The following is a 15,465-nucleotide window of genomic DNA, read 5'->3' as shown; positions in this document are numbered from 1 at the left end:
GGAGCCGTGAAAGACATCCTTCACCCCCTGTGCCTGGCCATCGCCGGCACCGGGTTCCTCATCCTCGTGCGCGACCTCGGCAAGGGCCGCCGCGACCCGGCACTCGTCGCCCTGGCCTGCACCTACGCCTTCTCCGCGCTCAGTTACGCCGTCTCCCTGACCTGGGTGTGGGTGCGCGTCGACGGCCTCCTCGGCGTCCCCAACATCGTCGTCCCCGTCGCCCAGGGCTGCGTGATCCTCGTACTCGCCCTGCAGGCCACCGTCCTCGCCCACTGGTCCAGGCCGCCTCCCGCGGCCCGCCGGCGCAGCCGCCACCTGCTCGCAGCGGCCGCCGCCGTCATCGCCGCCATGTCGGTGCTGTTCGTCCTGCTCACCCCTGCCACGACCAGGCCCACCGACTTCTCCCTCTACTACGCCCACGACCCGGTCTTCCAGGCCTACGTCCTGCTGTACTTCGGCACGTACAGCGTCGCCGAGATCTACCTGGCCCGCTCCTGCCGGACGTACGCGCGCACCGCCACCAACCGGTCCATCGCGTTCAGCCTGCGCCTGGTCGCCCTCGGCGCCGTCGTCACCCTCGCCTACAGCGGCATCCGGATCGCAGGGATCATCGGCGCCGAAGCCGGGTTCGGCGTGAGCCACCTCAACGGCTTCGCCTGGGCCTGCGGGGACGTCGGAGCCACCCTCACCCAGATCGGCTACCTCATCCCGACCGTCGCCCGGCGCACCGGCCGGGCCCGCGACTGGGCCACGGCGCACCTGCGCTACCGGCGCCTGGGCCCCCTGTGGAGCGCACTGGACGAGGCCGACCCCGGCATCACCCTGCGCCGCCCCGCCCGCCAGCGCCACGACCTCCTGCGGGGCCGGAGCGCCCACTTCCCCCTGCTGCGCCGCCGCGTCGAGATCCGCCAGGGCCAGAAGCTGATGCGCCGCTACCTCGACCCGGTCGTCCGGGAGCGGGCCGAGGCCCGGCGCCGCGCCGAGGGACTGGCCGGCGCCGAGCTCGCCGCGGCCGTCACCGCCGAACAGATCCGGGCCGCCCTCGTACGGCACCGGGCGGACGCGCCCGCCGCCGCGCCCGCCGAGTACGCCGACGCGGACCTGGACCTGGCCACCACCGAGGACGAGCTGCGCCACCTGCAGCGCGTCGCCTCCTACTTCACCGCGCCACCGCCACCGCCGACGGCCCCGCCCGAGAGCCACGACACCGCAGACACCCGCAGCAGCACCCCAGGAGCCCGTTCGTGATCCTCCGCCGCACCCTTCTCGTCGCCTGCACGGCCGTCGCCGCCGCGGCCTCCATGGCCACCGCGCCCACGCCCGCCGCCGCCGCGGCCCGCACCGGCGCGACGAAGCCGCCCCGCGCCGGCCTGCACCTGGCGTCCGCCCGCGAGCAGCTCACCGCGCTGCGCACCGGCGCGATCACCAGCCGGGCCCTGCTGGAGCAGTACCTGCGGCACATCGAGCGGACCAACCCCGGCCTCGGCGCCGTCGTCACGCTGGACGCCGACGGCGCCAGGGCGGCCGCCGACCGGGCCGACCACCACCTCGCCGAGACCGGCGAACCGCTCGGCGCGCTCCACGGCCTGCCCCTCACCGTCAAGGACGCCCTGGAGACGAAGGGCCTGCGCACCACTTGCGGTTCCCCCGACCTGGCCGACCACGTCCCCGGTGAGGACGCGGACTGCGTCGCGCTCCTGCGCGCGGCAGGCGCGGTCGTCGTCGGCAAGACGAACACCCCGGTCCTGTGCCAGGACATCCAGACCTCGAACCCCCTCTTCGGCACGACGAAGAACCCCCACAGCGCCGGCCGGACCGCGGGCGGTTCCTCCGGCGGCCCCGCCGCCGCCGTCGCCGCGGGCCTGAGCAGTCTCGAAGTCGGCTCCGACCTCGCCGGTTCGCTCCGCCTCCCGGCCGCCTACTGCGGCGTGTACGCCCTGCGCACCACCACCGGCATCGTCCCCACCCGCGGCCACATTCCCCGCCCGCCCGGCTGGCTCACCTCCTCCGACATGCTCGCCCTGGGACCCGTGGCCCGGAGCGCCGAGGACCTCGACGTCCTCCTGGACGTGCTGGCCGCGCCGGCCCCGGCCGACGCCGCCGCCTGGACGATCGGTCTTCCGGCGCCCAAGCACGGCCGCCTCGCGGACTACCGCGTCGGTGTGTGGCAGGACGACTCCCACTGCCGGGTCGACCGGGACACCCGCCTGCTCCTGGAACGGGTGGCCCAGCTGCTGCGGTCCGCCGGAACCACCGTCGACGACACCACCCGACCGGTGGACCTCGCCGACAGCGACAGGCTGTTCCAGCGCCTCATGTTCGCCACGGCGAGCGCCACCGCCACCGACGCCGCCTTCGCCGCCGACGTCGCGGCCGCCGACCGGACCCCCGCCGACCACCCGGCCGCCCTCTTCCTGCACTCGCGCACCATGCGGCACCGGGACTGGCTGCGCGCGAACGAGGAGCGCGAGAAGCTGCGCGCCCGTTGGGCCGCGTACTTCACCACCCATGACGTCCTCGTCACGCCGGCCGCCCCGACCGCCGCCGTCGAGGACCAGACGTCGATCCCGGTGCCCGACCGGTCCATCACGGTCGACGGCGAGAAGCGCCCGTACTTCGACCAGACGGCATGGCTGAACATGGCCGGGCACGTCGGGCTCCCCGCCCTCGTCATGCCCGCGGGCAGGACTGCCGACGGCCTGCCGCTGGCCATCCAGATCATCGGTCCCCGCCTGGCCGACCGCACGGTCCTCGACGTGGCGGGGCACCTGGCCCGTCGTCTGCCGAGGCCCGTCCAGCCGCCCGCGTTCACCGCGTGACCGGGCGCCCATGACCGGGCCCGTTCTGCCTCCACGGGGGTGGGGCGGGGCGGGCCCGTACAGCAGAGGGGCCCCGGCCCGGCCCGGGGCCCCTCTGCGCTGTCCCCGCAGCGCCGCCACATCAGGAGGCGCCGGCGCCGGTCGTGGCCGGGCCACGGGACGGTTTTTCGATCCTCCGCCGGCAGGGCGCAAGGCCGTGCGGCCGCCGGCCGGGACCCCGCCACGTCACCGGGGCCGCGACACCGACACGTCAGCGCCGCGTCACCGGGGCCGCGACACCGACACGTCAGCGCCGCGTCACCCGCATCGAGGGCCCGTCCGCCGGCAGGGGGCCGTAGTCGGTGGCCGGCGCCCGGAAGCACGTTGCCGCGTCCGGCCGGCTCCTCTCGTCCGGTGCCGTCATGGCCGCCAGCAGATCCCCCAGTCCGGCGGGCAGGCCCGGCGGGATCACCGGTCCCCGGCGCAGCCGCGCGGCGGCCGCCTCGGACGGCGGCCCCGCGTACTCCCGTTCGCCCTTGAGGGCTTCGAGGAGTACCAGACCGAGGCTGTAGACGTCCGCGGCCGGTCCCGCGCCCTCGCCCCGTACCTGCTCGGGCGCGAGGTAGGCCGCGGTTCCCACGACCGTGCCGGCAGCGGTGCGCGCGGGTGCGCCGAGCACCCGGGCGTTGCCGAAGTCCGCCAGGTGCGGCATCCCGCTTCCGTCCAGGAGGACGTTCGACGGCTTGACGTCCCGGTGCACCACGCCCGCCGCGTGCACGTGCGCCAGCGCCGCTGCCAGGGCGGAGCCGATCCGCACGACCTCGGCGGGGGCGAGGGGTGACGCCGCGATGCGGCGCCGCAGCGTACCGCCTTCGAAGAGCCGCATCACCAGGTAGCACTGGTCCTCGTCCCGGCCGGAGTCGTACAGGGTCACCAGCCCGGGATGCCGGAGCCGGGCCAGGACGCGGCCCTCCTCGACGAAACGCTCCTGCGTCTGCGCCCCGCCGGCCGGACGGAAGGTCTTGACCGCCACCGGACGCCGCAGGCGCAGGTCCAGGGCCTCGTACACGTCGCCCGCGCCCCCGCGCCCGAGGAGACGGTCGAGCCGGTAGCGGCCGGCGACGAGCTGCGCCGTGAGCCGGAGATCCGGCGGGGACCACCAAGGTCGGATCTTCATCTCTGCCCCCCCCCGCGCCGTGCGTCCCGTCGTCGTCCGGTGTCCGCCCGCCCCTCCGCGAGCACGGACTACCCGTTCCCCCTGCACGCTCCGGCATCCGCGCGGCAACGGGATTTCCCGGGAACCGGACGATCCGGCGGTCCGGGGCCCGGTCACTCGATCAGGTGCTCCGCGCGGGATTCGGCCCGGGTGCGGCGGGCCGGTGGGTGAGACTCGCGACGTGGCAGAGACATCACCGGCCGAGGGCGGGCGCGCCCCGGATTCCCCGGGACGGCACGCGAGACGCCCCGCCGCGCGCACCACCGCCGGTCTCGGTTCGGCCTTCGCCCGGTGGGTCCGCGCACCGCACGCGACCTGGTGGACCCGACGCCCGGTGGGGGAGACCCCACCGGGCCCCGGCCCGGAAACGGCGCGGGAAGCGGCCGGCGGGCAACCGGGCGGGGCAGGACACGGCAGGCACCGGCGCGACGGCGGCGCCGCGGAGGAGCCGCCCTAGGAACGGCCCGTCCGAGCGGCCGGACGCGGCAGGCGCGCCGCGGCAGGTACGCCGCACGGCGCACGACGGTCCACCCACACCTCCACCCCGCGCTGTGACCACGCCGCGCCGTTCCGCATGAGGGACGGCGCACAGGGCAGAGTCCGTCCTGTACCCATGCAAGACCGGGAGAGGCGACGTGCGAACCGTAGGTGTGGAAGAAGAGCTGCTGCTGGTGGATGCCCGCAGCGGCGAACCGCTGGCCCTGTCCGAAGCCGTCCTGGCAGCCGCGGACCGGTCCGCCGGGCAGGAGCCGCAGGGCGGTGACGGCAAAGGGCACACCTTCGAGAAGGAGCTGCACAAGGAGCAGCTGGAGTTCGCCACCAAACCGGTGACGGAGATGGGCGAGCTCCAGGCGGAGATCAACGGGTGGCGCGCCGAGGCGGCCCGGCACGCCGCGACCGCCGGAGCGGTGATGGCCGCCCTGGCGACCTCGCCCCTGCCCGTGCAGCCCTCGCTGAACGTGGGGAAGCGCTACGAGTGGGTGGCCGAGCAGTTCGGGCTGACGGCGCAGCAGCAGCTGACCGGCGGCTGCCACGTCCACGTCTCGGTCGAGTCCGACGAGGAAGGCGTCGCGGTCTTGGACCGCATCCGTCCCTGGCTGGCGGTCCTGACGGCGATGAGTGCGAACTCACCTTTCTGGCAGGGCGAGGACAGCGGCTACGGCAGCTACCGCAGCCGGGTCTGGAACCGGCTGCCGTCGGCCGGCCCGGTCGACGTCTTCGGTTCCGCGGACCGCTACCACGAAGAGGTCCGCGCGATGGTCGACACCGGCGTACTGCGCGACGTGGGCATGATCTGGTTCGATGCCCGCCTGTCGGCCAAGTACCCGACGGTCGAGATCCGGGTCGCGGACGTCTGCCTGGAGGCGAGCACGCCCGTCCTCCTGGCCGCGCTCATCCGCGGCCTGGTCGAGACCGCCGCACGCGCCTGGCGGCGGGGCGAGCCCCCGGCCGGCGTCAGCACGAGCCTGCTGCGGCTCGCGTCGTGGCGCGCCGGCCGCTCCGGTCTGGACGGTCCGCTGCTGCATCCGCAGACGATGCGGGAGACCTCGCCCGAGGAGGCCGTGCGGGCCCTGTACCACCACGTGCGCGACGCGCTGGTCGAGAGCGGTGACGACGAGCTGGTCCGCGAGGGCATCGCCGGGCTGCTCGAACGGGGCAACGGCGCCCGCATCCAGCGCGAGCTGCTGCGGGCCGAGGGGAACCTGTCGGCCGTCGTGACCCGCTGCGCGCAGCTCACCACCGCGCCGGCGCGCTGACACCGCGAGGTCCCACAGCACTAGCTGTAGAGGAAGACCACATCGAAACGGACGAGATCGCGCGCGGCGTCGAAGAGATAGCCGCCCGAGCGGCCCGTGTCGCCACCCGGTCCCCCTGCCGTGCCCGGCCGGTTGGCGTAGGCATCGAAGCGTGCGCTCCCGCGCCAGGCCGCACCGGCGGGCACGTACCGCTCCAGCTCCGCGGGCAGGGGGGCGGGCTCGGCAGGGGCGAAGGCGTGGTCCGGCACGCGCAGGATCTCCGCGGCCCTGCCCGGCCGGAGGCGAGCGACACCGACCAGCCGGATCCTGGAGTCCGGGCCCGGAACGGTGCGCTCACCCGCGCCCCCGTCGATGTCGTAGCCCTGCCAGTGCGCCTCGGACAGTTCGCCGAGGACGGACGCGAAGCGCCGGTTCAGCGGTTCGGAGTCGGTCCTGACACGCCGCGGGCCCGGTTCGTCCCCGGACCGTACCGCGGCGGCCACGCCCGCTCCCGCCCCGGCGAGCAGCAGCGGGGCGCCCAGCGCCACCAGGAGACGGCGGCGGTCGCTGCGGCCCCGGTGTGCGTCCCGGTGTGCGTCCATGAGTCCCCCCGGCACGGGTCGGTTCAGCGCGCCGATCATAGCCCCGGCGGTGGCCGCCGCGACCGTGCCCTTGTTCGCACGCTCCTCACCTGCGGGTTTACGGTCAGCCATGCTCGCCTTTGCGAACCTTTTAGTCCGATGCGCCCCCTTTGATTTGCCTGGAGCAACCAACTGCTTTTACGGTTGCCTTAAGCAACGAAATGGGAGGTGTCATGGCCGAGCAGGCGCAGTACGAAGAACTGGCGCGCGAACTCAGCGCCATCGGCGCCGTGAAGAGGGACCTGGGGCGGATCCTGCCCCCTGACTGCCCGGCGGCCTCGGCCGCCGTCCTGACGCTGCTGCGATGCCACGGGGACATGCGGATGAGCAGGCTCGCCGAGCTGCTCTCCGTGGACATGTCCGTGACCAGCCGCCACGTCGCGCACGTCGCGGAGCACGGCTGGATCGACCGGTCCCCCGACCCCGCCGACAAGCGCTCCCGCATCCTGCGCCTCACCGCCGCGGGACAGGAGCAGCTCGACGAGCTCTCGCGGCGCACGTCACAGCTCCTCGCCCACCGGCTGAGCGACTGGTCCGCCGACGAAGTGGGCCGGCTCATCGAGCTCATGACCCGACTGCGGATGAGCTTCGGCGACTGCCGCTCCACCGGGCGGCTCCCGCACGCGCACGAACCGACCACCCGTACACCCGCATAGAACGTAAGGAAGCCCATGGCAACGACCACACCAGCCGGTGTGCGGGGCTCTCACGCCAAGCACGGAGGCGGCCACGACGACGCCGCCCCGATGACGCACCGCCAGATCATGGAGGCGCTCTCCGGGCTGCTGCTCGGCATGTTCGTCGCGATCCTGTCGTCGACGATCGTCTCCAACGCCCTGCCCCAGATCATCGGCGACCTGGGCGGCGGCCAGTCCGCCTACACCTGGGTCGTCACGGCGGCCCTGCTGTCCATGACCGCCGCCACCCCGCTGTGGGGCAAGCTCTCCGACCTGTACAGCAAGAAGGCGCTGGTACAGATAGCCCTGGTCATCTACGTCCTGGGATCGGCCGCCGCCGGCCTGTCGCAGAACGCCGGCATGCTCATCGCCTGCCGCGTCGTCCAGGGCATCGGCGTCGGCGGCCTGTCCGCCCTCGCCCAGATCGTCATGGCCGCGATGATCTCCCCGCGCGAGCGCGGCCGCTACTCCGGCTACCTCGGCGCCACCTTCGCCGTCGCCACCGTCGGCGGCCCGCTGCTCGGCGGCGTCATCACCGACACCTCGTGGCTCGGCTGGCGCTGGTGCTTCTACGTCGGCGTGCCCTTCGCGGTCATCGCCCTGATCGTGCTGCAGAAGACCCTGCACCTCCCCGTCGTCAAGCGCGAGGTCAAGGTCGACTGGGGCGGCGCGTTCTTCATCTCCGCCGCCGTCTCGCTGCTGCTGCTCTGGGTCACCTTCGCCGGTGACAAGTACGACTGGATCTCCTGGCAGACGTACGCCATGGTCGGCGGCGCGATCGTCCTCGGCCTGCTGTTCGTCCTGGTCGAGTCCAGGGCCAGCGAGCCGATCATCCCGCTGCGGCTCTTCCGCAACCGCACCATCGCACTGTCGTCCATCGCCTCGCTGTTCGTCGGCGTCGCGATGTTCACCGGCACGGTCTTCTTCAGCCAGTACTTCCAGCTGGCCCGCGACAAGTCCCCGACGATGTCCGGCGTGATGACCATTCCGATGATCGCCGGCCTGTTCGTCTCCTCCACCGTCTCCGGGCAGGTCATCACCAAGACCGGCCGGTGGAAGGCGTGGCTGCTGTGCGGCGGTGTGCTGGTGACCGCGGGCCTCGGCCTGCTCGGCACCATCCGTTACGACACGGCCTACTGGCACATCGCGATCTTCATGGCGCTGCTGGGCCTCGGCATCGGCATGATGATGCAGAACCTGGTGCTCTGCACGCAGAACCAGGTGGCCCCGTCCGACCTCGGATCGGCCAGCTCCACGGTGACGTTCTTCCGTTCCCTCGGCGGTGCGATCGGTGTCTCCGCGCTCGGCGCGGTCATGGCCAACCGGATCACCCACTACGCGAAGGACGGACTCGCCACCCTCGACCCGAAGTACGCGGCCGCCGCGGCCAAGTCCAGCTCCGGCAGCAGCATCCCGGACATGGACAGCCTGCCCGGGCCGCTGCGCACCGTGATGGAGAGCGCGTACGGCCACGGCATCGCGGACGTCTTCCTGATCGCCGCGCCGCTGGCGCTGATCGCCTTCCTCGTCACGATCTTCATCAAGGAAGTGCCGCTGCGGACATCGGGCGGCCTGGCCCAGAGCGCACAGGCGGAGCGGCCCGCTCAGGCCGCGCAGCCGGCTCCCGCCATGGCCGGGACCGACACCGGGGCCGACACCGTGGCCGGCGCCGCGACCGACCCGGCTGCGACAGGGACCGGGACCGGGGCGGCCGCCACCGGTGCCCGCCCCGGAGGAACACAGCGGCAGGCCGCTGTCACCGCGGCGCCGGACGCAGGGGCGGGTCCCGTGAACGGTGGAATTCCGGTACGCGGCCACGTGCGGGGCGCCGAGCGCGCGCCCGTGCCGCAGGCCGCGGTGACGCTGATCTCGCTCGCGGGACGACAGCTGGGCCGCTCGGTCGCCCAGGCCGACGGCACCTACGCGGTGGACGCGCCGGGCTCCGGCTCGTACGTCCTGATCGCCTCCGCCGACGGCTTCCAGCCGCAGGCGTCCACGATCGTCGTGAACGGCGAGCCGGTCGCTTACGACATCCTGCTCAGCGGCACCAGCGGACTCGGCGGCGTCGTGCGCACCGCCGAGACCGGCGCCCCCGTGGAGGGCGCCATGGTCATCGTGACCGATGTGCGCGGGGACGTACTGGCCACTGGGACCACCGGCGCGCAGGGCGAGTTCACCTTCGCCGAACTGGTTCCCGGCTACGTCACCGTCGCCGTGAATGCCCTCGGACGCCGTCCGGCGGCCCTGCCCGTCGAGGTCGGCGGCGCCGGCGTCACCCGGGTGGAGGTCGAGCTCAGCTCGGGCGCTCAGGTCCAGGGCGTCGTGCGGGCACCGGGCGGTCCGCTCGGCGACGCCCGGGTCACCCTGGTCGACGCGGCGGGCAACGTCGTCGCCACCGCGCGGACCGGGACGGACGGCGCGTACGCCTTCACCGACCTCGACGGCGGCGAGTACACCGTCATCGCGACGGGGTACCCGCCGGTGGCGACCGCCCTGACCGTCGGCGGTCACGGCGTGGACGGCCACGACATCGAGCTCGCCCACCCCGGCGAGTAGCGGAGCCCGGCCCGTGGGGCGCGTCCCGAGCGGAGGCGCCCCACGGGCCGGTCCGCGCCAGGTCAATTCGAGATGCTTTCGCAGGGAGAAAACGGGATGGGACTCACCGCACGGATTCGCACGCGCGACGGATGGGCCGTGTCGCACGCGGTCGTCACGGTGACGGACACGACCGGCACGCAGGTGGCGCGCGCGGAGGCCGACGGGGACGGCGCCGTGCACGACACGACGGCGCTCGCCCCGGGGGCGTACACCGTGATAGTCACCGCCCTCGGCTACGCGCCCGCCGCATCCAGCGCGATCGTCACGTCGAGCGGGCGCGCCGAGGTCGGCAACATCGTCCTCGCCCGGCACGGCGGCAGCGAGCTGCCCCCGCCCGGGCCGTGGACGATCGACCCGGCCCACTCCTCGGTGGGCGCTGTCGCCCAGCACCTCGGGATCTCCAGCGTGCACGGCCGGTTCACCGAGTTCGCCGGGCGTATCACGATCGCCCCGGACGAGGTGTCCGCGTCCCGGGTGGAAGCGGTGATCGGGGCGGCCTCCATCGACACGGGCAACGGTATGCGCGACGGCCACTTGCGGTCGCCGGACTTCCTGGACGTGGAGGCGTACCCGGAGATCACCTACCGCTCCACGGCCCTGACCCCGGCCGGCTCCGACCGCTGGACGGTCCACGGCGAACTGACCATGCGCGGCGTCGTGCGCCCCGTCGACCTGGACCTGGCCTACCTGGGCACCGGAGCCGATCCCTGGGGCGGAACGCGCGCGGCTTTCCGTGCCACCGCCGAACTCCACCGCGAGGACTTCGCGATGAACTACAACCAGGTCGTCCAGGCGGGCATCGCCGCCATCGGCGCGACGCTGAAGGTGGAACTGGACATCCAGGCCGTGCAGGGCGACGCGCTGCCCCAGGCGTAGCGGGCGCGCCGGCGGCCCGGCCGCGCCGCCGGCTCAGCCCTGACCGTCGGTACCGCCCAGCCCGGACAGGTTGATCTTCTTCCCGACCCCCTTGGTCACGGGGATCGCGTCGCCGATCACGCTGTCGGCCGCCTGGGCGGTACCGGTCGCGGTCAGGGTTTCGGCGGCGGTCTCCACGGGGCCGTCGGAGGCCTGGGCCTGGCCCGTCATCGAAAGGGCCGCCCCGGCGAGGGCCACGGCGGTCAGTGCGCGCTGAGCTGTGATCTTCATGTACTGCCCAACGCCCGCCGGGGCGCCGGGGTAACGCCCCGCCGCCCCCGGCGGGAGACCGGCCCCGGCGGAAGGCCCGGTTCAGCGGGAGACCGGGCTCAGCGGGAGGCGGCCTTCACGTCTGTCAGGTCCTCGCCCGTCAGCTCCGCGACGCGGTGCGCCGGCACGCCGGTGGCGAGGGCGCGCGTCAGCAGGGCGTCCCGGCCGTCCGTGCAGGAGCGGTAGGCCAGCAGGTCCTCCTCCACCCCGGCGATGGTCTCGGTCGACGTCCGGTGGCGTACGAGGCTCAACTCGTCGTCACTGAGCGGGACGGGCAGCCGTTCGGCGCCGTCGGGGATGGCCCCCGCCTCCTCCGGCGGCAGAAGACGCAGGCGCGGAGACGCCGTGGTGACACCTTGCGCGTCCAGCCACGCCTGCACGGCCGGGGTATCCATGCACGACAGTTCTCCGACAGCGGCCGGGGGCACACCAAGTGCCGCCGCCGTGCCGTCCAACAGGGCCAGGTAGGCGTCGTCGGTCATCTGCGGTCCTCACGAAAGAGCGGTCGTTCTGATGGCAGCCCTGTACCCCGTAACCGCCGTCTCACCGCACGATCTGTGAGCGGCGCACACCACCCGCAGCCCGCGGTGACGCTCCGGCGACCGGCTCCCGCCGCCAACGGGGGCGCCGCGAGGGGCCTTTGGCGCGTTGCCCTATGATCGAGCCGATCTTCGCCCCGCCCACCGCGTCATCACCGGTTCGGCGGAACGCGCAGCACGACGAGAGGGCACCGAGCACGTGCGTCCGGCGGGCAGGCACCGCATGTCCCTCGTCGCCTTGGCGGCCACGGCGGCGATCGTGGGGAGCCTGCAACTCCGCACCGCCGCGTTCGGCACCGGGGCGACGGGGAACACCGCGCAGGGGAGCGGCAGCGCCCGGACGGCCCCGCTGGGCGCGCAGGCACCCGACTCCCACGCGGAGGACTCCGCCGTCCACGCCGCGGACGGCACGGCCTTCCACCACGGCGTCATGTCGCTCGGGGCGCAGGCGGCCCCGCCCGCACAGCAGTCGGCCGCAGCCGCCGCGCCCGCCGCAGCGCCCCAGGGCGAGGGGTGGAAGCTGAGCGGTTCGACCAAGTGGCTGCGCAGCGGTTACACGATCAGGTTCTACGACCAGAAGTCCGCGGACTGGCTGGCCCCGTACGCCCGGGCGACCGCCGCGGACCTGCGGCGCATCACGAACCTGCCGGTCGCGGTCGACACGGAGCCGGTCGGCTGGGACTACGTCCGGCCCAAGGGCGAAGTGGTCGTCGGAGTCCTTGACCGCCCGTGCGTACCGCCCGCCGAAGGCGGCAGCATGGGCAACACGGGTTGGAAGGTCGTCCACGACGGGTCGGGCAGTGCGGACCTCAGCTGCGGTTTCACCAGCTCCTCCGTCCCCGAGACCGTGACCAGCGGACACGCCTACATCGACAGCGAGTTCTTCACCGCGGCCGGCAAGCCGACGGCCGCCCTGGGCGAGACGTACATGCGCAACCACGTCAGCCACGAGATCGGGCACACGCTGGGCCTGTCCCACGCCAACCGCAGCATGACCAAGAGCGACTGCGTCAAGGGCACCGACTCCGGTGAATTCCCGGTCATGTGCTCGCCGACGTACGCCTACCAGGACAAGCGCGCCGGCACCTACGTCCAGCAGTTCGACGTACAGGGCCTGCGCCGCCTCGCCGCAGGAGCGGGCGCCGAGCTGTCCCCGCAGGGCAGGATCACCGGGACCGGCGGCACGTGCCTGGACGTCAGGGGCGGGAAGGCGGCCAACGGCACGCAGATCCAGCTCCACACCTGCAACGGCTCCGTGGCGCAGTCGTGGATCCTGGGCAAGGACGGCACGTTCCGGGCGCTCGGCAAGTGCCTCGACGGCAGCCACAATGCCGCCACCGACGGCAACAAGATCAGCCTCCACGACTGCAACGGCACGGCGGGGCAGCGCTGGTCCGTCAACGCCAGGGGCCAGATCGTCCACGTGGCAACGGGCAGGGTCCTCGACGCGGCCGGCGGCGCGAGCGCCGACGGCACCGTCGTCCAGCTCCACACGGCGAACACGAACAAGCGCCAGGTCTGGGTCACCCCGAAGTAGCCCGCACGCTCCCGCGGCAGTGCGCCGTACCCCGAGGGCACGGCGCACCGGGGGCCGTTCCGGGAGCCGCGGGCGCAGGGGCCCTACGGGCACCCCTCTACGGCGGCGGGGCCGAGGTTCGGGCGTCCTGGCGGGTGGGCCCGCCGTTCGCGCCGGCCGGGGAGGCGGGCGCCGGCTGCGTGTGCCCGTACGCCCCGGCGATCCGCTCCAGGTCCGTCATCAGCGAATCCAGCCAGGACACGGCCGCGAAGTACAGCCGCGGCGCGCCCGGTGGCTCCGCCGAGAAACCGTCGAAGGCCGGGTCCCGCAGCGGCACCGGCGCCTGCGGGGTGTCGCCGCTCGGGTCCAGGCACGCGGACACCAGCAGCATCCGCCCGGCCACCCGGTCCCCGAGCCGGGTCACCGCCGCCGCCGGCTCCCGCCCCATCGGCGGTACCACGATCCGCGAGGGCGGCACCAGCAGCCGGTCCGCCCCCCACAGCGTGTGGTGGCCGGCCATCAGCGTCGCCTGCCAGTCCTGCATGCCGGTGCTCTGCGTCAGGCCCTTCGGTTCGCTCTGGTACTGCGCGTACGCCGACTCCGCCAGGATCAGCGCGTGGCGCAGCGAGCGGTGCCCCGGCGCGGTCACCACCGGCTCCCGCACACCGCCCGCGGCGACCTCGGCGGTCGTCGCCACCACGGTCTCCGCCGCCCCCCGCAACAGCGTCGCCACCGATCGCCGCAGCTCGTTCTGCGCGCCCCTGGGCCATGCCAGCAGCCCGAACACGGCGCCGATCACGCTCCCGGTCAGCACGTCCAGCAGCCGGAGTCCGGCGAGCTGCCAGGTCGCCGGCGCCAGCTGCGCGAACACCAGGGCGATGACGACCGTGAACATGGCCTGCGCCCAGCCGACCCCCTTGACCGGCCCCAGCGTGAACGTGACCAGCATCAGGGGCGGCAGCGCCGCCGCGTACACCTCGGTGTCCGTCCCCACCAGCGCCAGCAGCGCGGCCGCCACCACGGCGCCGACCAGCGTCCCCGTCAGCGCCACCCGCACGGTCGACCGGGTCTCCCGCACGGTCGTCCGGGTCAGGGTCAGGGTCGCCAGAAGGACCCAGAAGCCGTGCGGCAGCGCGTCGGCGCCGGCGATCACCCGGGCCGCCGCCAGCGCCAGACTGATCCGCACCGCGTTCTGGAAGAACACCGACCGCTGACCGGCGTGCCCCTCCAGCCGCCGCCACCACAGCTGCGGCGCGCGCATGTTCGCGTACCAGAACCGCCCGGGGCCCGCCCGCGCCGCGCCCGCCCGGCCCCGTACCGCGATCCCGGACGCCGTCGACATCGCCAGTGCGGCGTCCGCTGCCTCCAGCACCGCCGCGTGCCGGCGCAGCACCGCCGGGGAGGCGTCCGGGTCCGGTCCCGCTGCCAGCGCCGTACGGGTCCGCAGCAGCTCGGCGTGCGCGTCACCGGCCTGGACCCGGCCCCGCAGCCGGCCGGCCGTCTCCCGCGCCGTGTCCTCGACCGCCCGCAGCACCTCCAGCCCGGCCCGTGCCCGCTCCGGGCCCCCGGGGACCGGCGGCAGCAGGGCCAGTCTGGCCAGCAGGGTGCGGGTCGCCAGTCCGGTCTGGGCCAGGCCCCGGTCCCGCACGCCCGGTCCGGCCGGCCGCTCGGCCTCGGGCACCTGCGAGGACCGCAGCGAGGTGCTCGCCGTCCGCGCCGCCCGCAGCGCCGCGTCGGACACCGCGTACGGCGCGGCGGACAGCTCGCCGGCGCACTGCCGCGCGCAGTCGGCGGCCCGCGCGGCCAGCTCCCGGTAGGGGACGCTGGGCGGATCGGGCAGCAGGAACGCCTCGGCGAGGACGAGCAGCGCGAGGCCCACCGTCGCACCGGCCAGCCGTTCGCCGAGCGAGCCGGGATCGTAGGGCGGGAAGGACGGCAGGATGTACATCAGTTGCAGCCCCGGCGCGGCCCCCGCCAGGCGCGGGCCGCCCACGGCCAGGAAGGCCAGGGTGAAGCCGATGACCAGCATGCCGAGGGCCGCGCTCCAGGTGCGCAGGGACAGGCAGGTGCCGACCGCGATCAGCACCCAGCAGACGGGCACCAGCCGCAGCAGCAGGCCGGCGCGCTGCCGGCCGGTGCCGGGGATGTGCGACAGGCCCGCGAGGGCCACGGCGGCGAACAGCGCGTAGGTCGCGGCGACAGACGAGCCGAAGCCGTAGAGGAGCAGGTAGAAGCCCGCTCCGGCGGCCAGTGTGACCCGCACCGCGTTCCGCGCCGCCGCCGCGTAGGCGGCCGGTAGTCGCACCCTGGGAACGCCGGCCATGCCACCAGCATCACCCTGTGGGGCCCGCCCGGCACCCGGCGGGGGACGCGCCGGGCCTCAGCGCCGGGCCTCAGCGCCGGGCCGGGCGGGCTGGACGGAGTCGGCCGGCGGAGCCGGGCCGGCCACGCGTCCCGGTCCCCGCCGCCCCGCCGCCACCCGTCTCGGTCCCCGCGGCCGCCGTCCACGCGTACCAGCGCACGTTGGCGTAGTTGTGCACGTACCGGGCCGGCACCCAG

The 15,465-nt window shown here is 74.3% G+C and carries 12 protein-coding genes; 7 read left to right on the top strand and 5 right to left on the bottom strand.

Annotated features, from left to right (window positions below):
* The first annotated feature begins 6 nt into the window (after positions 1-6).
* On the top strand, positions 7-1,248 hold the full coding sequence (locus AMK16_RS38135; protein ID WP_073918007.1) for an MAB_1171c family putative transporter: 1,242 nt from the start codon (positions 7-9) through the stop codon (positions 1,246-1,248).
* Complete coding sequence (locus AMK16_RS20750) at positions 1,245-2,819, top strand: amidase (protein WP_073918005.1); 1,575 nt, start codon at positions 1,245-1,247, stop codon at positions 2,817-2,819. The genes AMK16_RS38135 and AMK16_RS20750 overlap by 4 nt, the downstream gene beginning before the upstream one ends.
* 286 nt (positions 2,820-3,105) lie before the next feature.
* On the opposite strand, the gene AMK16_RS20745 is transcribed toward AMK16_RS20750, so the two are convergent.
* On the bottom strand, positions 3,106-3,975 hold the full coding sequence (locus AMK16_RS20745) for a serine/threonine-protein kinase (RefSeq protein ID WP_073918003.1): 870 nt from the start codon (positions 3,973-3,975) through the stop codon (positions 3,106-3,108).
* 674 nt (positions 3,976-4,649) lie between these two features.
* Here AMK16_RS20745 and AMK16_RS20740 point away from each other — a divergent pair.
* Positions 4,650-5,771: a glutamate--cysteine ligase gene (locus AMK16_RS20740; RefSeq protein WP_073918001.1), complete on the top strand. Its 1,122-nt coding sequence runs from the start codon at positions 4,650-4,652 to the stop codon at positions 5,769-5,771.
* Between the two features lie 20 nt (positions 5,772-5,791).
* Here AMK16_RS20740 and AMK16_RS20735 read toward each other — a convergent pair whose 3' ends face one another.
* Entirely contained in the window at positions 5,792-6,463 is a 672-nt protein-coding gene (locus AMK16_RS20735) for a hypothetical protein (protein WP_143196844.1), read from the bottom strand.
* Between the two features lie 101 nt (positions 6,464-6,564).
* Between AMK16_RS20735 and AMK16_RS20730 the strand changes: the two genes are divergently transcribed.
* The 3 genes from AMK16_RS20730 (at position 6,565) to AMK16_RS20720 (ending at position 10,542) form a co-directional block, all read left to right on the top strand.
* Complete coding sequence (locus AMK16_RS20730; RefSeq protein ID WP_073917997.1) at positions 6,565-7,047, top strand: MarR family winged helix-turn-helix transcriptional regulator; 483 nt, start codon at positions 6,565-6,567, stop codon at positions 7,045-7,047.
* Positions 7,048-7,062: 15 nt separating this feature from the next.
* The gene (locus AMK16_RS20725; protein ID WP_073917995.1) at positions 7,063-9,624 is read left to right on the top strand and encodes an MFS transporter; all 2,562 of its coding nucleotides are present in this window, start codon (positions 7,063-7,065) and stop codon (positions 9,622-9,624) included.
* A 96-nt stretch (positions 9,625-9,720) separates the two neighbouring features.
* A complete protein-coding gene (locus AMK16_RS20720) occupies positions 9,721-10,542 on the top strand; it encodes a YceI family protein (RefSeq protein WP_073917993.1) in 822 nt (273 codons plus the stop codon).
* 33 nt (positions 10,543-10,575) lie between these two features.
* Here the strand turns inward: AMK16_RS20720 and AMK16_RS20715 are convergent, their stop codons facing one another.
* Complete coding sequence (locus AMK16_RS20715; RefSeq protein WP_143196843.1) at positions 10,576-10,812, bottom strand: hypothetical protein; 237 nt, start codon at positions 10,810-10,812, stop codon at positions 10,576-10,578.
* A gap of 98 nt (positions 10,813-10,910) precedes the next feature.
* Positions 10,911-11,333 carry a DUF6003 family protein gene (locus tag AMK16_RS20710; RefSeq protein WP_073917989.1) on the bottom strand — a complete coding sequence of 141 codons (423 nt, stop codon included), beginning with the start codon at positions 11,331-11,333 and terminating at the stop codon, positions 10,911-10,913.
* A 280-nt stretch (positions 11,334-11,613) separates the two neighbouring features.
* Here AMK16_RS20710 and AMK16_RS20705 point away from each other — a divergent pair, with 280 nt between their 5' ends.
* A complete protein-coding gene (locus AMK16_RS20705; RefSeq protein WP_073917987.1) occupies positions 11,614-12,927 on the top strand; it encodes a ricin-type beta-trefoil lectin domain protein in 1,314 nt (437 codons plus the stop codon).
* Between the two features lie 97 nt (positions 12,928-13,024).
* Here the strand turns inward: AMK16_RS20705 and AMK16_RS20700 are convergent, their stop codons facing one another.
* The gene (locus AMK16_RS20700; RefSeq protein ID WP_073917985.1) at positions 13,025-15,229 is read right to left on the bottom strand and encodes an FUSC family protein; all 2,205 of its coding nucleotides are present in this window, start codon (positions 15,227-15,229) and stop codon (positions 13,025-13,027) included.
* Positions 15,230-15,465 lie beyond the last annotated feature (236 nt).

Origin of the sequence: Streptomyces sp. CB00455 (assembly GCF_001905445.1) — a bacterium.
Classification (GTDB): Bacteria; Actinomycetota; Actinomycetes; order Streptomycetales; family Streptomycetaceae; genus Streptomyces.
This window is presented reverse-complemented; position numbering and strand designations above follow the sequence as displayed.